The 18,511-nt window shown below is 57.1% G+C and carries 13 protein-coding genes; 10 read left to right on the top strand and 3 right to left on the bottom strand.

Annotated elements, in window-relative coordinates; translation table 11 throughout:
• The first annotated feature begins 79 nt into the window (after positions 1 to 79).
• The 9 genes from L6R21_02700 (at position 80) to L6R21_02660 (ending at position 14,420) form a co-directional block, all read left to right on the top strand.
• Positions 80 to 1,402 carry a T9SS type A sorting domain-containing protein gene (locus tag L6R21_02700; GenBank protein ID MCK6558084.1) on the top strand — a complete coding sequence of 441 codons (1,323 nt, stop codon included), beginning with the start codon at positions 80 to 82 and terminating at the stop codon, positions 1,400 to 1,402.
• A gap of 31 nt (positions 1,403 to 1,433) precedes the next feature.
• On the top strand, positions 1,434 to 4,244 hold the full coding sequence (locus L6R21_02695; GenBank protein MCK6558083.1) for a T9SS type A sorting domain-containing protein: 2,811 nt from the start codon (positions 1,434 to 1,436) through the stop codon (positions 4,242 to 4,244).
• A gap of 14 nt (positions 4,245 to 4,258) precedes the next feature.
• The gene (locus L6R21_02690; GenBank protein ID MCK6558082.1) at positions 4,259 to 6,652 is read left to right on the top strand and encodes a YCF48-related protein; all 2,394 of its coding nucleotides are present in this window, start codon (positions 4,259 to 4,261) and stop codon (positions 6,650 to 6,652) included.
• A gap of 78 nt (positions 6,653 to 6,730) precedes the next feature.
• On the top strand, positions 6,731 to 8,041 hold the full coding sequence (locus tag L6R21_02685; protein ID MCK6558081.1) for a YCF48-related protein: 1,311 nt from the start codon (positions 6,731 to 6,733) through the stop codon (positions 8,039 to 8,041).
• Between the two features lie 203 nt (positions 8,042 to 8,244).
• Complete coding sequence (locus tag L6R21_02680; GenBank protein MCK6558080.1) at positions 8,245 to 10,428, top strand: T9SS type A sorting domain-containing protein; 2,184 nt, start codon at positions 8,245 to 8,247, stop codon at positions 10,426 to 10,428.
• A gap of 111 nt (positions 10,429 to 10,539) precedes the next feature.
• Positions 10,540 to 11,220, top strand: a complete 681-nt coding sequence (locus L6R21_02675; GenBank protein MCK6558079.1) for a hypothetical protein — start codon at positions 10,540 to 10,542, stop codon at positions 11,218 to 11,220.
• A 360-nt stretch (positions 11,221 to 11,580) separates the two neighbouring features.
• Positions 11,581 to 12,558 carry an ABC transporter ATP-binding protein gene (locus L6R21_02670; GenBank protein MCK6558078.1) on the top strand — a complete coding sequence of 326 codons (978 nt, stop codon included), beginning with the start codon at positions 11,581 to 11,583 and terminating at the stop codon, positions 12,556 to 12,558.
• Positions 12,555 to 13,382, top strand: a complete 828-nt coding sequence (locus L6R21_02665; GenBank protein ID MCK6558077.1) for an ABC transporter permease — start codon at positions 12,555 to 12,557, stop codon at positions 13,380 to 13,382. Before L6R21_02670 ends, L6R21_02665 begins: the two co-directional genes overlap by 4 nt.
• Before the next feature lie 12 nt (positions 13,383 to 13,394).
• Complete coding sequence (locus L6R21_02660; GenBank protein MCK6558076.1) at positions 13,395 to 14,420, top strand: hypothetical protein; 1,026 nt, start codon at positions 13,395 to 13,397, stop codon at positions 14,418 to 14,420.
• A gap of 83 nt (positions 14,421 to 14,503) precedes the next feature.
• On the opposite strand, the gene L6R21_02655 is transcribed toward L6R21_02660, so the two are convergent.
• A complete protein-coding gene (locus tag L6R21_02655) occupies positions 14,504 to 15,166 on the bottom strand; it encodes a hypothetical protein (GenBank protein ID MCK6558075.1) in 663 nt (220 codons plus the stop codon).
• A gap of 29 nt (positions 15,167 to 15,195) precedes the next feature.
• Positions 15,196 to 15,804: a DNA-3-methyladenine glycosylase gene (locus tag L6R21_02650; protein ID MCK6558074.1), complete on the bottom strand. Its 609-nt coding sequence runs from the start codon at positions 15,802 to 15,804 to the stop codon at positions 15,196 to 15,198.
• A gap of 160 nt (positions 15,805 to 15,964) precedes the next feature.
• On the opposite strand from L6R21_02650, the gene L6R21_02645 reads away from it, so the two are divergent.
• Entirely contained in the window at positions 15,965 to 17,275 is a 1,311-nt protein-coding gene (locus L6R21_02645) for a hypothetical protein (protein MCK6558073.1), read from the top strand.
• A 265-nt stretch (positions 17,276 to 17,540) separates the two neighbouring features.
• On the opposite strand, the gene L6R21_02640 is transcribed toward L6R21_02645, so the two are convergent.
• Positions 17,541 to 18,401, bottom strand: coding sequence for an arylamine N-acetyltransferase (locus L6R21_02640; protein MCK6558072.1), 861 nt, complete (start codon positions 18,399 to 18,401; stop codon positions 17,541 to 17,543).
• Positions 18,402 to 18,511: the final 110 nt, after the last annotated feature.

Raw genomic sequence — 18,511 nt, 5'->3', positions numbered from 1 at the left:
GACTTCCAGCCTGACCGTCGCATCAGGCTGGAAGTTTCTGCGACAAGTTGGTATCATTGTGCGAAGAGGCAGGCCTTGAATGATTCAGGGAACAAAAACAAGAGAGGGAGTCTGCGGCGTGCGGAGGTATCGTCATAGAAAGATCGGCTGCAAGAAGATGATCGGCGGCCTCACGTTGTGGACTGTATTGGGCATTACATTGGCGGCTCCTGCGCAGGACTATTGGAAACAGATCGGCAAACTTTCCAGTACTCGCATCACAGTACTTGCCGTCAATTCGAGTGGGCACATTTTTGCAGGCACACAAGATGATGGTCTCTGGCGATCAACGCACAGGGACGGCAATTGGAAGCAAGTCGGCACGGACAAACTCGGGTCCTATATTTCCACTTTTGCAATTAATCGAAATGGCGATATCTTCGTTGGAACCTCGCGAGGAGTGTTTCGGTCCTCGGACGGAGGGACGAGTTGGATTGCAGCCAATACGGGCTTGCCAACGATCAATAGCATTGCAATTGATTCGAACGATGTCATTATCGTTTCAACTATCGACCAAGGCATCTTCCGTTCCAAGACCAATGGCGAAAGCTGGCAATATCTTGGTCGGATCGATCTCTATGCTTTCAAGATAGTGGCCACTCTGAGTGGGCATTTCTTCCTCACAACAAACTGCTGCCTGAATGTAGGGAATTGGATGGGAAGCATACACCGCTCATCGGATGGCGGAGATACCTGGCAAGTCGTTTATCGAGACCCACCAAGCTTCACCGGCAGCCTCATCATGGACATCAACAGCAATGCCTGGGGAGATGTTTTTGCAGCCAGCCTGTGGAATGGGATTATTCGATCAACTGATAATGGTGACTACTGGAGCGTAACAAACTCGAGTCTAGTGAACGTTAACTGCCTTGCAGTCAATTCGAGAGGATACCTCTTTGCAGGCCAGCAGGAAGGGGAAATACTGTATTCCCCAGACCGGGGTGAAACCTGGACCAGAAGAGGCGCTGGTCTAATGAACAACCGTATCTGGTCGATCGCATTCGATGCAAACGACTTTGCTTATGCTGGCGACGACAGTGGAAGGGTCTTCCGTAGTGCGCAGCCGACTGTCATCGAGAATTCGGTTGATGGCCGAATGGCATATTTCACGCTGGCGCAAAACCACCCCAACCCCTTCAACCTCTCGACCACCATCAGCTTCTCGCTTCCTCGAGCTGGCTTCGTCACGCTCAAAATCTACAACCTGCTCGGCGAAGAAATCGCGACGCTCACAAATGAGCAATGTGCAGCCGGCGAACACCGCGTGCAATGGCAGGCGCAGGATCTGCCCAGCGGCGTTTACGTGTATCGCCTGCGGGCGCAAGGCTTTTCGCAGAGCAGGAAGCTCGTCCTGCTGCGGTGATCTCATCCCTCCGTTTTCGAAAGGAGGCGTCATGATACGCATTCATCTCTTCGCCTGGGTGCTGAGTTTTACCCTGCTTGCCACCCTGCCGCTTCAAGCTCGGCGCCGGGATTTTCCCGTGGACCCGCAGAAGAAACCGCTGGCGATCAGCGGCTTCAGCGGCACCGCCTCACCTTACCCTGGCGTTAAGCCCCATACCGGCAACAATACCGGCGCCCTCGGGCCGGGCATGTATTTGATGACCTCCTTTCATGACTACGGCTCGAACGGCGGCGTGCTGCCGAACATCGTGAACTATGGGGACGCGATTGCAGTCGGCCGCATGGCTGCGCGGCGGCCCGACACTGCCGATCTTGGGACTTATTGGAACTACTTCGATGGCATCGCATGGTGGCCGCAAATGGAAAAGGTCCCAAGCTTCTATGGCAAAGCCTGGTCAAACCTCTCCGCGCTGGCAGATGGACGCAGCGTGGTAGCCGTGCATTCCGGCGAACCCAATCGCAGTCATGAAGTAACCATCGATGCCCTGCAAGGTTTTGCGATTTGGACGACGGGAATTCTGAACAACAATACGGGGCTACCCCTGCTTTGGCCGCGCTTGACGGTTGATGGCGCTGATAAAATCATCATCTGTTCTTCAGTGCGTGGCGTGCTCAATGGCATCGCGAAAAGCAAGGAAGTCACACTTTTTAATGAGTACGATTGGCGCTCGACTCAGCAGGTTCTCAAGCCGGACACTTCTCTGCGCACACCGCAATTCAGTGCCGATGATCAGGCCATGGACAGCTTCGGCAACAAGACCGCGATCGCGGTGGCTGAGCGCGGAGGCGACATTCATCTCTGGGAAACGCAGAACAACGGGGCGACGTGGACCTACCGCAATCTCACCAATTATCCGAACGATCTTCCCATCGGCGCGCAGGAGATTCGCCCCTGGGACACGTGCGATTTGATTTACGACAACACCGGCAAGCTGCATGTGTTCTGGGAAGCCGTGCGCGCCACGCAAGATACGGCAGGCACCGCGCTCGAGCTGTGGCACTCGCGCGAGGTCGGTATTCAACATTGGGAGGAGGGTGGAAGCATTCAACAAGTGGTGGCTTGGAAAGACTTGCCCGACGCGCAATTGGAATCGGATGAAGATCTGTTTCGCGCTGGCGATCCTTTCGATCAAATCAATGCCGATGCCACGCTCACCATGCAGCCCCAGGCCGCGTTTGACGGCAGCAATGGCCTTTACTTGGTGTTTGCCGCCTACCGGCCGCTGGATTTTGACACCGACAGCACGCACTTTACCGACATCTATGTGCGCACGCCGACCAGCGGTGATGTCATTGGCAGAGTCGTCAATATCACGGATACACCGCAGTCGGAGGATTTGTGGGCCTCGGTGGCCGACAACCTCACCGAGGCCATTCACTTGGTCTATCAATCCGACGGCAACACCGGCAACTCGATCATCGGCGGTGGCGCTGCGCCCACCGTCTTGCTCTACTATGCCGTAAGTCCTTACGACCCCATCGAGCCGGGAGCAAGCATCATCGTCTTCGCCCCAACCACTCTGGAGGCCGAGCCGGGCGACACGCTGGCGGTGCCCGTTTCCTTGCGTTTGAACGGCGAGAGTCTTTCCTCCTTCAGGGCAGCTCTGGAGGTCACACAACATCCGCTCTCGTTCGTGAAATTTGCGCCCGGACCGCTTGATCCGGAAGGCAGGCTGCGCGTCATACCGATCACGCCGGCAAGGGTAGGTATGGTTTTTGAAAAATCGCAAGGCCTGCCGATTGCAGGCGACGGAGTCCTCGCGACGTTGAAGTTTCGCGTCGGGCCCAACCCCTCGCCCGACACAAAGATTGCAGAGCTTGGTTTCAGCGAGACCTCCGCAACCGACATGAACGCAGTAACAGTGCCTGTGCGCAGCCTGCCCGGCCAGGTCTCCATTCTGCCGCAACGCGGAGAAATTCACGGCACGGTCTGGCATGATTTGGACGGCGATGGTGCACGCGATGCGAATGAGGCAGGCCTGGCGGGCTGGCGAGTTTACCTGGCCGGCGCACGGCAGGACAGCGTGCCAACGGATTTGTCGGGCAGTTACTCGTTCCGGAAGTTGGATCCGGGGGGATATTCGATTGCGGTGAAGGTCCTGCCGGGATGGAGCAAAACCGTTCCGCCGGGCATGCACGTGCTCCATTTGACTCTGGGCCAGTCCGCGCACGATGTCGATTTCGGACTGTGGGCGCCAGACGGTGGCGCGCTCGGCGGCACAGTATGGTTCGACAAGAATGGCAACGGCTTAAGGGAACCAACCGAATTCCCGCTGCTGGGTCGGACCATTCATCTCCGCGGCGCAGCTTCCTTTCGCGCCACGACTGATGCAGACGGCCGTTTTGTTTTCCCGCAAGTGGCGGCTGGCCAGTATTCAGTTTCACAGGAATTATTCGGGGACTGGCACCAGACGTGGCCGCCTTCCGCCGCCGGATATGTGATCACCTTGCAACCACATCAGATTTTCGACACGCTTGATTTCGGCAACGCGCTGGGGCCGCTGTCAGTTGGGCAAGCAAGTAGCGCAGACCTGCCAGCCGCATTTGCGCTCTTCTCCAACATGCCGAACCCCTTCAATCCAGGTACCATCATCCGCTATGCGGTGCCGCGCGCCAGCCGGGTGCGTCTTGAAGTCTTCAATCTGTTGGGTGAGCGTGTGGCCATGTTGATTGATGGTCTGCAAGCAGCGGGCTACCACACGGTTGAATTCCGGGCCGCAGACTTGCCGAGCGGCTTGTATCTGTGCCGGCTGACTGCGCCCGGTTTCCGTGCGGTGAGCAGGATGTTGTTGCTGCGATAAGGAGGGCAGCTCACGTGAAAAAGTCTGTTTCAATTTTCAGCATCATTCTCGCCGCCGCAGTTGCCCCATTCACCGCCGGAGAAACCATGTATATCTGGAACGCCGGGACAGTTTGGAGGGTGAAGGCCATCATAGCCGCCTTTTTGGCGATTGTTGCTCCCGGCCTCACACAGGAACTAGCGCGGAGCACGTCACCTGATTGGATCTTCCGCATGACAACCCAAGGACGACCGCCATTGCCCGGAGAAGAATCCGGCTGGGTATGGCATAATCCACTCCCCCAAGGGAATACGCTGACTGACTTACATTTGGCAGGGCCGGGCGTAGTCCTAGCGGCCGGCAGCGGCGGCAGTTTCCTAGCCACGGAAGACGACGGTGCGCACTGGAAGCGCGTCAAGAACGCTGCTGGGACATATCAACAAATCAACGACGTATTTTTCTTAAACGACACTCTAGCCTGGGCGGCCGGTGAGAACAATACCGTCTTCCTTTCCGCTGACGGGGGCAAATGCTGGTTCCCTGTGAGGCTGCCGGAAGCGGCGAATTGGAATGCGGTTCATTTTGTGAATCCGTCGGTGGGCTGGCTCGCGGGCTACAGTTGGCGAACCGTCAATTCCTATGGCGGCAGGGTCAAACATGGCATCATTGCGCATACCGTCGATGCCGGAAGGACGTGGAAAAACTTCTTTTTCACCACGCTTCATGATGATTTTGATTCGATCATCTACGCTCTCTCCTTCCTTACCGCCCAAAAAGGCTTTGCTGTTGGCCACAAAGGCGGGGTGCATACAATCTACCAAACCGATGATGGCGGCGAAACTTGGTCCGAACAGGTCATCTCCGAGGGCCCGGGAAAAGATCTGTTGGCAGTCCATTTTGCTGATGCCTATCACGGCTGGATTGCCGGAAAAAACGGCACGCTCTTACACACTGAGGATCAGGGGGAAAACTGGTTAATCCAGACCTCTGGTACGACACAGCCCCTGAATGATATTTTCTTCATTGACACCCAACACGGCTGGGCTGCAGGCGATGCCGGCATCATTCTGTTTACGAATGATGGCGGGTTACACTGGCAGGCGGCAATGGCCAATATGACACAGAACCTGCTTACGGTAGAATTTAGCGATCCTACCAATGGCTGGGCCGCGGGTGCACACGGCGAGATCTTGCGCTCACGCGATGGCGGCCGAACATGGACCTTGCTTTTCCACACTTTCACGCGCACCCATTTGGAAGAAATGATTTTTACCGATGCACAAACCGGTTGGATCGTAGGAACGAAAGGAGCTTTGTTTAAAACAACAGATGGCGGCCAGAACTGGATTACCAAGCAGAGCGGCGTCACCAACGATCTGCGCAGGATTCAGTTTTTGAATGCTGACACGGGCTGGATAGCCGGTAGCCACACCTTGCTTAGAACGACAAATGGCGGAGAGGATTGGTCGCGGTTGCTATCTTGGTCAGGGTTCGACTACGGCTCTACGACATTGCAGTTCATCAATGCCAAGGTCGGCATGGTGATAAACGGAGGCTTTATTAGAACCGAAGACAGTGGCAGCAATTGGTTCGTTCACTATGCCGGGATCGCTGGCCCAAAGCACAATATCCATTTCTTCGATGCCGACACCGGCCTCGTGTTCGGTGAATGGTCTGGAGGTGGAGGCCAAATTACAATGACAACAGATGGCGGAAAAACTTGGAAGCTGGTCGGCGAAGCGCCCGTTCCAGCATGGGATGTCTTCTTCCTCGATCGAAAAATAGGCTGGGTGGTCGGAGGATCCGGTGTGACGAAGACGGAAAACGGAGGATTGTCATGGCGTAGGACAGCCCAATCTCCTGTTCGAGCTCGCGCTGTGCACTTTGTCGATTCCGAATTGGGCTACATTGCCGGCGAAAACGGCAGCATCTTCTTCACCACCAACGGCGGGGAAGAATGGCAGCAACTCAAGAGTGGCACCAGTCTTCACCTGCGGTCAGTTTTCTTTACGGATACTTACACCGGCTGGATCGCCGGTGACGAAGGGACGTTACTCAAAACCACAACCGGTGGCTTCGACTTTTTTGAGCGCATTTGTACGGAACCCATTCTGCCACCACCGCCACCCAAGCCGCCGGAGCCTCCGGTGACTTTTGTACTCTATCAAAACATCCCCAATCCTTTCAAGGATTTCACTACCATCGACTATGTCATGGAGGGGAGAGGGCACGTGATGTTGAGGGTTTATGACATTCTCGGACGGCATGTGCGAACGCTGGTCGATGCCGTGCAGGGCGAGGAGGATATCTATACCGTTCTTTGGCACGGAGAAAATGATGCAGGAAAACGGCTTCCCGCGGGAATCTATTTTTATCGTTTCGAGGCCGGGAGGCTTACGCAAACGAAGAAGATGATTCTACTGCACTGACAGAAGCTTCGCCGCCTTGTTGTTTGAGAATCGGTTGTACGATTTGATTGAGAGCCTCAATCCTGAAGGGAGCGGAGCATGTCTCGATTCATCAATCTGGTCACCTTCATGGGCATGCTTGGCTTGCGTGCATTTGCGCAAGAGAGTCAAAGTGATCTTATAGCCATCGTTTTTTATGATAACCGCCTCGGTTGGATTGCCTCGGAAAGCGGACAAGTCTATTCTACCGAAGACAGAGGTATGACGTGGACAGAACGAAGTCGAACGAACTCTTATCTACGGGACCTCGATTTTGTCAATCGAAACACAGGTTTTGCGGTGACGCTTCGTGACCTGCTTCATACAGCAGATGCCGGACTCTCGTGGAATCCGGTCTTCGAGGAATTTTGGCATTTCTGCTCTCTGAGCTCTTTCGTGAGAATCACCGTCTTTATGAATAGAATCGCTTTCGTTAACAACTCTCGTTGCATCATTGAACCCGATTTGCTTCATGGTGCGATCTTGCTTGCCGATACCTCCGACATTCTCGCCACAATACAGTCAGTCTTTGATCAAGAAGGAGGCCTCTTCGATCTGGCCGTTGTCGGAGAAAGCCGCATGTGGGCAGTCGGTACGCAGATCGAGCGAGTGTCGAGAACTCTTCGCGGCGCCGTCTATTCCAACAGCATTGCCTCGAATGCGCAATGGCATCTCCAATATCTTGACGAGGAGCTGGATCGCACGCTATACGCAGTCGGTTTTGTGGATTCCATATCGGGCTGGGCGTGCGGAGACAGAGGCTTGATTCTGCATACCCGCGACGGCGAAAACTGGCGTGCTCAAACGACGCCGCTCCCACGGAGCCTGTTCGATATTGCCTTTGTGGATTCACGGGTGGGATGGGCGGTAGGAAACCATGGGACAATCTTGCACACACTTGACGGTGGTGAAACTTGGACAATGCAAATTTCCGGCGCTTCCGTAGATTTGAATGAGATTGCAGCGCTGTCAGCAGATACGGCTTGTGTCGTCGGCAATGGTTCTACAATCCTCATCACAGTTGACGGAGGCCTCACTTGGCAACCAGGAAGCGTGAGGACTCTGGTTGCATTAGATGTGAATTTTGTCCCGCTCCAGTTCATGCTCCATCAAAACCACCCCAACCCCTTCAACCGCTCGACCGCCATCAGCTTCTCGCTTCCTCGAGCTGGCTTCGTCACGCTCAAAATCTACAACCTGCTCGGCCGGCTGGTGGCGGTGCTGTTCGACCGCGAAGCCGCACCGGGACGCTATGAAGTCGTATGGAATGGCAAAGATCTGCGCGGGCACGAGGTGCCGAGCGGAATCTACATCTATCGCCTGCAGGCCGGCCAGGTGGAGGTGGCAAAGCGGATGATGCTGGTGCGGTAGTGAAATGACCAAGCTGCCTATTCTTCTCCGGGTGGAGTCGCGCAGAGTTCTGTTCCAGCATTCACTGCCTGCGCTGTGATGGGCTTCACCGCTGCGCTTACTGAGGCCTGATCTGGCAAGGTATCGCCATCGTTAGTCGGCAACGAAATCCTTATGTCAGCGTTCAATATGCGTTCACACCTCAAGAAGCCACAGGAGTAGAAATGATTGCGAAAGGCCTTGGTTATGGCTGGGTGATGCTGCTTGTGATTTGCAGTGCTGCTTTCTGCCAGTTTCAGGAGGCGATTTGGATCAAGGGGGGAATCAATCCGGGCAATAACATTCTCCCGGCCGCGCTATCCTACTCGCGCGACGGTGAGCATGTCATCCTCAATGCCGGCGGCAGACTGAAGTACTGGCATACCGGCTCCGGGAATCTGGTCAAGATCCTGGAGGTGGGATTCCCCATTGTTGCGTTCTCTTCCGACAGTCAATCTGTAGCAGTGCGTGAGGGGTCCGCCTTCAGAATCCTGGTGACTGCGTCCTGGGATCTCCTGCACAGCTTTCCCGCTGTGCCATCGGCATTCCAATTCTCGCCTGACCTGGGCTTGATTCTCACCTACGCTGACTCCACCGTGAAACTCTGGGAGGTGTCCACCGGCAACCTGCTCCGGAGTTTCACCTCACCTGGCGCTACGGTCTACTCTGCCTGCTTTTCCCCCAATGGCCAGTTCGTGCTCGCCCAGGGAAGTGACAATGTGATGCGCTTGTGGGAAATCGCGGGAGGGACAGCAGTCTGGGCATCGGCAACCTCTGGCGGCTGGCTCTCTCCGGCTTTCTCGCCGGATGGCCGGTATCTGGCTGCAATCAGCAGAGGAGAAAAGAGAATAAAGCTGCTGCAGGTTTCGAATGCCGTCCTGGTCAGGGACTTCGCCGAGATCGCCAACCTGAAGGGGGCGCTGTCATTTGCGGCAAATGGCAACTTCCTCATGGCATTCGCGCCCTATGACGAGAATGCCTTTGGTGATCGCGGCGACCGGATCGGCATATGGGAAGTCGCGAACGGCAATTTGTTTTGTCTGATCGAGGGACAAAACACCAACGAGAGATTCAGCCTGGCGGCACTCTCGTCCGAGGGCGATCAGGTCGTGGCGGTGAACGAGAATCATACGATGAAACTATGGCGTCCCGCCACGGGCAATGCGATCAAAACGATCACCCCTCACCCACATAGCGTCAATGCTGTCGGCTTCACCCCTGATGGCCGGTATCTCGCTTCAACCGCCAGCGTGTGGAACGAACCCATCAAACTGTGGGACGTTGCCACCGGAGATCTGGTGCGCACCTTTGCGGCCTCGCTGAATTCCTATGATTCATTCGCCTTCTCACCGCTCGGCCGGTTCATTGCCGGCCGGAAGTACAACTCGCTCACGCTTTGGGAAGTGACCAGCGGACTCTATCTGAAGGAGATGACCGTTCCACTGGGTGAAGTGGGAAATCTGCTGGCGTTCTCACCAGATGAGCAACTCCTCGCGGCCGAGGTGAACGGCATGATCAAGCTGTGGGGCATACACACTGACAACGTTATCGTGCGCACCCTGGCAGGCCATCTGAACGGCGTCCTGGCGTTTTCGTTTTCAGCCGATGGCAGCCAACTGATTTCCTTCGGCGGTGACAAGAGAATCAAGACTTGGGAAGTTGCAAGCGGCGGTCTTCTGAACGAAATCGAAGTGCCGGACGGCGCCGCGGTGGCAGCGGCCCTTTCCTCCGACCATCGGTATCTGGCATTGCTGGACGATCAGGGAGGCATAGGGGATGAATCAGGATACACGTTGATTCGTGTGTACAAAGTCTCATCCGGGGATCCTTTCCGGCTATTTCATGCGCCGCCGGTCGGGCAGATTTCCTTCTCTCGCGATGGCGAGTATCTCGTTGGCCCCCTGTCGGACGGCACCATCCGCGTGTGGAAAGTCGAGACCGGGGCGGAGGAAGACTACAAGGAAGCATATCCTGCCGGCACGGCTACGTTCGCAATTTCGCCTGACTCCAAGCATCTTGCCGCCGGCATGAGTGATGGCTCGCTCATTTTTTGGCGCACAAGAGGGATGAGCTCCAAAGTTACGGCAAATGAACCGGTGCGATTGTCCGAACTAACGTTGGAACAAAACCACCCCAACCCCTTCAACCCCTCGACCGCCATCAGCTTCTCGCTTCCTCGAGCTGGCTTCGTCACGCTCAAAATCTACAACCTGCTCGGCGAAGAAATCGCGACGCTCACAAATGAGCAATGTGCAGCCGGCGAACACCGCGTGCAATGGCAGGCGCAGGATCTGCCCAGCGGCGTTTACGTGTATCGCCTGCAGGCGCAAGGCTTTTCGCAGAGCAGGAAGCTCGTCCTGCTGCGGTGAAAGGCCAACCGATTTCACCGCCACACAAAATCCTGTTAGAAAATGAAAAAATGCTTTCGTATCTTCGCCCGATCTTTTCCCAACATTCACGGCGAGGCAGACGAAGGCAAAATGCGATTGAACCCCCAGATCCTGCGAGCGGCACCCGTCATCATGGCGTGGGGGCTGTTGATTCTGCTGGCGCGCGCCGGCGTCTTCACTGAACGCTTCTATGGCCTGCCGATATTGTTTGCCCTGGTAAGCGTGGCCACCGCGTTCTTTCCGGTGCCGGTCAACGTGTTGATCCTGCTGGCGAGCCAATCGACCAGCGGGGTCGCGGTCGTGGCGGTCGCTGCCGCCGCTACTTTCTTTGCCTTCCTGTTGGAATATTTCATCTATGATCTCATCGTGCGGCGCGGCAAGATGCTCGATGTCAAAAACGTCAAGCTCATTGCCAGACTGTTCGCGGGCTTCGCCAAATACCCTTTCTCCATTGTTGCCATTGCTGCTTTCCTGCCGATCTCCTCGGAGCCGCTGCGGCTGTATGCCATCGCGGTGAAATACAACAAGTATCATTTCGCGCTGGCCGGCGTGCTCGGCCGCGCCTTTCGCTTTGCCGCGCTGGTGTGGGTCGGCGCTTTGTTGGGCACGCCGGACTGGCTGCTCGTGCTGGTGATGTTGCTGCCGGGCGCGCTGCTGCTCATTGCCTACGGCTTGCGCAAGATCAAAACCGCGTATGTGCAAACGAAGTCCCGCCCTTCCCTGCCCGCGCGTGAAGGCCTTGCGCTCGCGCCGGATGATTTGTCCGCCTAACGCTTTCCCACCTTATTTAGTGCCCGTCCGAAAATGTTCAAACTCGGCTGTGCCGAGGTTTCTGAAACCTCGAATGTACTGGAAACGCCAAGAAATTCGATGCAACGGCCAGGCCGTTGCAGGAACATTCTTCAAAAACTGACGATTGCGGACGGACACTATTTGCCTATTGCGGCCCTGTCGCAAAGCGTCAGACAAACGAATCCTGCGAAGGATGCGGCACTGCACTTTGATCCGTCTGGTTGAATTCGATTCATTCTCACACCATCCCGCAACCAACTTCACATCTGGCCCGCGCAACCTGGGTGTAACCAATCCTTGCTGCTGGCCGTACAAGCTCCGGGTCAAAAAGGAGTTGGCATGTCACTCATCATCGCAACGCAGCATTTGAGCCGGTCCTTCAATCGCGGCCGAGTCAAGGCACTGCAAAATGTCAGCGTGCGCGTGGAGTCCGGCAAGATTTTCGGCTTGCTCGGCCCCAATGGCGCGGGCAAGACCACCTTCATCAAAATCCTGCTCGGTTTGCAGCGGCCGGACAGCGGCGAGGCTTCGCTTTTCGCGATACCGGTCGCCAATCCCGCCAGCCGCGCGCGCGTCGGCTACCTGCCCGAGAATCATCGTTTCCCCGAATTCCTCAGCGGCGTGGCGCTGCTCGATTACTGCGGCCGGTTGAGCGGCATGGCCAGCAAGGCCGCGCGCCAGCAGCGCGCCGAGCTGCTGCTCAAGCGGGTGAAAATGTGGGAGTGGCGCAATACCCGCACGAAAAAATACAGCAAGGGCATGCTGCAACGGCTGGGCATCGCGCAGGCGCTGCTGCACGATCCCGAACTGATCATTCTCGATGAGCCGACCGACGGCGTGGATCCCATCGGCCGCAAGGAAATTCGCGACCTGCTGCTCGAGCTCAAGGCGCAGGGCAAAACCATTTTCATCAATTCCCACTTGCTGTCGGAAGTCGAAATGATTTGCGACGAGGTGGCGATTCTCCATCAGGGCATGCTGCTGCGGCAGGGCACGGTGCACGAGCTGACGACCTCGGATCAGCGCTATCGCCTGCATGCCGCGGTGAAGGACGCGGACTTGCTCCAGCAGATTCGCACCAAGGCCGCGCTGGCCGAGACCAACAACGGCCATCTCGATCTCGTCGTCTCCGGGCCGGAGCCCTTGAATGAGATCATCGATCTGCTGCGCCGGCATCACACCCTGATCGAGGCGATCATCCCGCACCGGCAATCGCTGGAAGAGAGTTTCTTCCAGACCATTCAAGGTGCGAGCCTGACCGACTTCAACACTGTCTTCGCGGCGGGCGAACCGAAAGCGCAGGAGAAAAAAGTATGAACGAGCTGTGGGCGGTGTGTTATTACACGTTTCGGGAATCGCTGGCGCGCAAGACCTTCATCGGCTTCTTCATCGTGTCTTCGATCGTGCTGGCGATCATGCTGTTGGCGCTCAATGTCGATGCCGTTGACGGCGCCATTGCTTCGCTGTCGCTGTTCGGCAAGGAGGCGGAGGGCATCGACGTCACCGTCGAGAAATTCGTGATCGGGATCGAGTCGGTGCTGGCAGGCGCGCTGTTCACCGGCGGCTTGTTCTTCTCGATCTTTGCCACGGCCAGCCTGGTGCCCAACATGCTGGAGAAGGGCAACATCGACTGGCTGCTGGCCAAACCGATTTCCCGCGAGAAGCTGTTGTTCGGCCGCTTCCTGGGCGCGCTGACAATCGTGACCTTCAACGTATTCTACCTGATCGGCGGCGCCTGGCTGATTCTCTCGCTCAAGACCGGCATGTGGCACTGGCCGTTCCTGTTGAGCGGCGTGATGATCACCGCGACGTTTGCCGTGCTCTATGGCTTCATGGTTTTTCTCGGGGTGACGCTGCAGAATTCCGCCGTCACCATCATGGGCGCCTATCTCATCACTTTTTTCAGCCCCTTCCTGTTTAAGCGCAATGAGATCTATGCGCTGCTGTCGCAGAAGATCTACCAAATGATGCTGGACGGACTTTACTACATCACGCCGCGCACCTTCGAGCTCGGCAAGATGGTGACGGAGACGGTGATGGGACAGAAAGTGGCGAGTTGGATACCCTTGTGGCATTCCCTGGCAATCGGCCTGTTCTTTTTCGGATTGGCCGTCTACTCATTCAAACGCAAGAATTTTTAGGGAGAAGTCCGTATGCGAAAAATCATGCCGTTCTTGCTGCTGGCCATGCTCGTGAGCCTGGCGTGTCAGCGCGGCCAGACGGAGCTGGCGAGCGCCGCGCGCGCCGACCTGCAACGCCTGCCGGCCGCCAGCCACATGGTTTTCTATTGCGATGTCGACAAAGTCACACATTCGCCGCTCGCTGAAGAGGTGTTGCAGCAATTGGAAAAACACATGCAGCGCGAAGTGCATGACCGGGATTTCGCCGAATTCAAAGCCGCCACCGGCTTCGATCCCCGCCGCGACGTTCACACCGTGCTAGTCGGCGCCGCGCCGCTGCCGGATTCCGCGCGCCGCTTTGGCGCGATCGTGCGCGGCAGGTTCGATGAGCAACGCTTGCGGGATTATGTCAAGCAGAAGGCCGCGGAGGAACATGCCGAATCACCCTGGCGGGAGGAAACCGTGGGCGCCTACACGCTCTATATCCCGCACGAGAAGGACGGCGACATGGCATTTTGCTTTGCCGATTCCACGACCCTCTATGTGGGAGAGCGCGAGTGGTTAACGGCGCTGCTGCAAAATGAGAAGCCCGAAAGCCGCGGGATCAAGCCCGCGATGCTGGCCGCGCTGCAACGGAAACTGCGCTACGGCGATCAATTCTGGTTTGCGCTGGAGCTGACCGAGGAGATGAAGAAGTCGCATCACCTGCCGGCCGAGCTGCGCCACAACTTCCCCAAAGCCGAAGACATCAATGCCGTCGCCTTCTCTGCGCGCGTGGACAAAGGCCTCGCGTTCGAAGGCCAGGTGGAATGCGGCAAGGCGGAGACCAGCAAGCTGTTGACGGAGGCGCTGCGCGGCGGGCTGGCGGCAGCGAAACTCTCGGTGGCCGCCGACCGCCCCACCGTCGATGCGTTGAACAGCATTGCCATCGAGCAGAAGGACAACAAGATGGTGATGCACGGCGAGTTGAGCGAGCAGTTCTTCAACAAGCTGCGCGAGCAGAAGCTGTTCATCTGGGATGAGAAGTTTGCGCAGCGCCGGCCGCACGGCGAGATTTGAACTCAACCGGCGAATGCTGCAACCGGCACAAAAAAAAAGGGAGCTCAAGTGAGCTCCCTTTTTGTTTTCCGGGGAAGTTGGGATCATGCCATCACTTTGTCGGCCGGCGGTGAAGTTGTCACGCGCACTTTGTGAATGCGATAAATCGCGGTGGGCAGAATCAACACCACCCAAAACACCAGCGCCCACAGGCTGCTGCAAAGCAGCGCAATGCCCAGATAGGCAATGGCCGCGCCGAGATCGAAGAGATGAAACAGCTTCGTTTCCGCGAGTTCAAGCGCGACGACCTCCGGCTCGCTCTCTTTCTTCTGTCTGCGTTTGGCCGGGGTGAGAGGCGCAGGTTTGGGCGGCACGTATTGCCGCAGAGCTTGAATGCGCACGGCCACGCCTGCCACCAGGATGAGCAGCCCGATCCAGCTCCACCACTGGTCGCGCGCAAACGGACTGGTCCAGCTCCATTCCCCGCGGTAGCGATAATCGGCGATGGGCAGCACCAGGTTGGTAAGGAAACTCAGCCCCACCGCCCAGAGCAGCCAGCGGGCATGCTCGCTTTGATGGTGGCGGTTTCTGAAAACCTCTGCGCCGGGCAACAAGCTTTCCGCCAGCCATCGCGCCGCCATCGCGAGCGCGAATCCCCACAGCATGAGGTTGCCGCTGAAATGCGTCTGTTCGGAGAGCAATCCGATAAACAAGATGAGCAGGAAGGTATAGAGAATCGGTTGAATCAGTTTGCCAACGAAGTCCATCGGGTTCGGTCGATTTGGGGGTGAACCGCCTAGCGAGGTTTGTTATCGAGACTTTGCCACAGATACCAGGTTGCCACGCTGCGATAGGGGCGCCAGTTCTCGGCAATCTGCTGCAGGCGCTTGGCCTCAGGTAGTTTGCGCAGACGATAGGCTTTCTTGACGGCATTGCGGAAGCCGAGATCGTCAACCGGCAACACGTCCAGGCGGCCGAGCGAAAAGATGAGGAACATCTCCGCGGTCCAGCGGCCGATGCCTTTCACCTGGGTCAGCGCGGCGATCACCTCGTCATCGGTGAGGCGCGCGAGCCGGCGGCCGTGCAGCAGACCATCCTGCCACTTGGTGGAAAGATCGCGCAGGTAGCCCATCTTCTGGCGGGAAATGCCGGCGGCGCGAATTTGGGCATCGGTCAATTGCAGGATGCCGGCTGATTCAACCTGGCCGCCCAAAAGGTCTTTGAAGCGGGCGTGAATCGTGGCCGCCGCCTTGACCGAAAGCTGCTGGGAGAGAATGGCTTCCACCAGCGAGGCGAAATACCGCCGGTCCGGCTGCAACGTGCAGCTGCCGCAACGGTCGATGATTTGCGCCAGCACCGGATCGGCGCGGCGGAGGTGGCGTTGCGCCGCAGCGAGTTCAGACATGCGGGAAAGTTAAACGAATTTCCCAAAGTTGCAACAGCTTTGATGCGGCGGAGCAGTCCGCAAAAGCAACAACGTTGGGTATATCATAAGGCTGTGTTGTGAGCTTGACCGAACGGGGTCTCGTGTTGTCGTCTCAACCCACTGCAGGAGGCAGGTCTGCATGAAACTCACATGGCTGTTGCTGGCTTTGATGATCGTCGTTGGTTGCGGTGGCGGCGCCCGCCAGGTGAGCGCGCCGGCGCGCCCGAGCGGCAAAGGTGAAGAAGTTGCATCGTTGCGCAAGCGTGTGCTCAAGAACCCCACGGATGCCGAAGCGCGCGTGGCGTTGGGTGAAGAGCTCATCCGGCTGCGGAAATTCGACGAGGCGGTGGCGCAATTCGACTCTGCGCTGCTCCAGCGCCCGGCTTTGCTGCCGGCCAAGTTCGGCCGTGCAGCGGCCCTCTATCAGCAGGGCCAAAAGACGCCGGCGCTCAGCGGCTTCTTGGACGTCTTGAACGCGCCGGAATCCGCGCCTTTCGTCCCTCTGATCGCCGCGACCGTGGGCATGCCCTACTCGACTCGCCAAATCACCTATGGGCCAGGCGACAACATCAAAGGGCGTTATTCACTTGCCGGCAACGAAATCGTCTTTCAATCCAATCGTGATGGCAATTGGGAGATTTACCGCATGCCGGTGGAGGGCGCCAACGCGGTGCGGCTCACTTATGATCCCGGCGATGATTTGTCTCCCGATTTTTCGCCCGATGGCCGGTTAATCGTGTTCGCCAGTACGCGCGGGGCCTCGGGAAAACAGAACTCCGGCGAAAAGCAGCGCAGCCTTTATCAGATGAACGCAGCCGACGGCAGCCGAGTCAAGCGCCTGGTCGCGAACAAATACGACAACTGGAACCCGGTACATTCTCCCAAGGGCGGCTGGCTGGTTTTTGTATCCGACCGTGATGACCAGCGCGATCTCGATTACGGCGGCCGCCAGAGCGATCTTTTCATCTATGCGCTCGCCGATTCTTCGCTCCAACGCTTCACCCACGGGTTTGGCGACAAGTCTGCTCCATTCGTCAATCTCGCCGGAGACATGATCTATTACATCAACAACGTCAACGGTGATTTTGAAATCTATGAGCAAGGCGTGCGGGAAACAAGCGGCCACCGTCTGCTTTTCGAAGGCGGACCCAAAGGCAGTCCGCAGTGCTCGGATGATGGCAAGTGGCTGGTTTACTTCGAGAAGAATCAAAACAACTTCGATCTCTACATACACCGCCGTGAGTCAGGGCAAACCGAGCGCCTCACGGCGCATCCGGCGATGGACACGTTCCCCTGTCTGCAGCGGCAGGGCAGCAAGATAATCTTCACTTCGAACCGCTCCGGCAGCTACCAGCTTTTTGAGATCGATTTGAAGACGCCGACTACCCGGGAAGAACTGGCAGCCGGTCTCTCGCACTTGCTCTCGGCGAGCAAGACGACTGCCGACTGAATTTTTTTAAAATTCATGTGAACTTCGCCGCAGTTTTGGAGTCTAATAGGCTGAAAGGTTCTATACCTTTTCATCTCTCTACCCTCCCTTCGCGTGGCAGTGGCAACCCGGTTTGCCGCTGCCGTGAGAAGGGAGATTTTGTTTTGGGCCCCATCGCTTCCCAACTCATTCTTCACTCACTTAATCGTCCCCTTCCCCACTGCAACGTCCTCTCCTGAATGCGGCAGACGCCGATGCTGCCGGCGGGATTGCCAATTGCCTTTTGTCATTCCTGTTGCAAGGGAAAAATGCCGGTTTCCCGTTCCCGTTGCAGGTTAGCCTGCAGCGCGGCCTGGGCTTGCTCCACCAATTCCGGCGCAATGCCGAAAAGCTCGTGAATCGCAGCGTGATAATTGCGCTTGAGGTTGACATTACGCTTGCCGGCCAGCGCGGTGATGCGCAGATGGTGCTTGTGAATGAAGATCAGCTCACCCGCTTGCACGCGCGTGAGGCACAAGCCGTGCATGCTGTTGCGCTGGAATGAGGCCTGCCAATGTTCGAGAAACTCCGGCAGCGGCGTGGGCCGGTCGACAAAGCGGTAACGCCACTTCACTTCCTCACGGTTGAAGGTGAAGAGATCATAACCGGCCGCGGCCGGCGCCAGGCGCAATTCCACGCCGGTGAAGTCATTGTGATAGAGGCGCGGCCTGGCCGGATCGAGCGCCATCGGCGTGCGCAGCACGTAGCCCGGATCAACCAGGTATTTGACCCCGTCCACGAATACGATCAAGGCGCAATGCAGATTGGCACCGGCGCGCATGTCAGCCATGACGATGTAACTGGCAAAGCCACTGTGCCACAAGATCGTGTGCAGGAAGAACGTCAGGGAAAAGCATGTGCCGCCCAGTTGCGAGCGGGCATGATCATGCATCACTTCTTCCGGCAGGCGCAGGCGTTTCTCGAAGTCCTGGCCGTGGCGGTTGAACTTGATGATCTTGCTCAGATTTTCATACGGCAGATTGCCGAAATGGCCGAGCAGCTCGCGCAAGTGCGCCAGGCTCGGCGGGCCGGCGGCGAGGCGAAAATGCGCACGAAAATGCCCGACGCTTTCCTGGTGTTGCGCGGGATCGAGCAAGGGCGTAATCATTTTGCGGCATCCGCAAATTCAGCTTGGGGTTTTCCGGATTGCATGCTACATTGGGCCTGCCAAGATAGCAAAATCCACGACGTTTCGCATGCAGATTTTGGAGGAGGAGA

The organism is bacterium, assembly GCA_023150945.1.
Lineage (GTDB): Bacteria > Zhuqueibacterota > Zhuqueibacteria > Zhuqueibacterales > Zhuqueibacteraceae > Coneutiohabitans.
This window is presented reverse-complemented; position numbering and strand designations above follow the sequence as displayed.

Excerpts from the sequence above, each read along its gene's own strand:
- L6R21_02665 (MCK6558077.1), top strand. The coding sequence starts at position 12,555 with ATGAACGAGCTGTGGGCGGTGTGTTATTACACGTTTCGGGAATCGCTG.
- L6R21_02680 (MCK6558080.1), top strand. The coding sequence starts at position 8,245 with ATGATTGCGAAAGGCCTTGGTTATGGCTGGGTGATGCTGCTTGTGATT.
- L6R21_02645 (MCK6558073.1), top strand. The coding sequence starts at position 15,965 with ATGAAACTCACATGGCTGTTGCTGGCTTTGATGATCGTCGTTGGTTGC.
- L6R21_02640 (MCK6558072.1), bottom strand. The coding sequence starts at position 18,401 with ATGATTACGCCCTTGCTCGATCCCGCGCAACACCAGGAAAGCGTCGGG.
- L6R21_02670 (MCK6558078.1), top strand. The coding sequence starts at position 11,581 with ATGTCACTCATCATCGCAACGCAGCATTTGAGCCGGTCCTTCAATCGC.
- L6R21_02660 (MCK6558076.1), top strand. The coding sequence starts at position 13,395 with ATGCGAAAAATCATGCCGTTCTTGCTGCTGGCCATGCTCGTGAGCCTG.
- L6R21_02675 (MCK6558079.1), top strand. The coding sequence starts at position 10,540 with ATGCGATTGAACCCCCAGATCCTGCGAGCGGCACCCGTCATCATGGCG.
- L6R21_02700 (MCK6558084.1), top strand. The coding sequence starts at position 80 with ATGATTCAGGGAACAAAAACAAGAGAGGGAGTCTGCGGCGTGCGGAGG.
- L6R21_02695 (MCK6558083.1), top strand. The coding sequence starts at position 1,434 with ATGATACGCATTCATCTCTTCGCCTGGGTGCTGAGTTTTACCCTGCTT.
- L6R21_02685 (MCK6558081.1), top strand. The coding sequence starts at position 6,731 with ATGTCTCGATTCATCAATCTGGTCACCTTCATGGGCATGCTTGGCTTG.
- L6R21_02650 (MCK6558074.1), bottom strand. The coding sequence starts at position 15,804 with ATGTCTGAACTCGCTGCGGCGCAACGCCACCTCCGCCGCGCCGATCCG.
- L6R21_02655 (MCK6558075.1), bottom strand. The coding sequence starts at position 15,166 with ATGGACTTCGTTGGCAAACTGATTCAACCGATTCTCTATACCTTCCTG.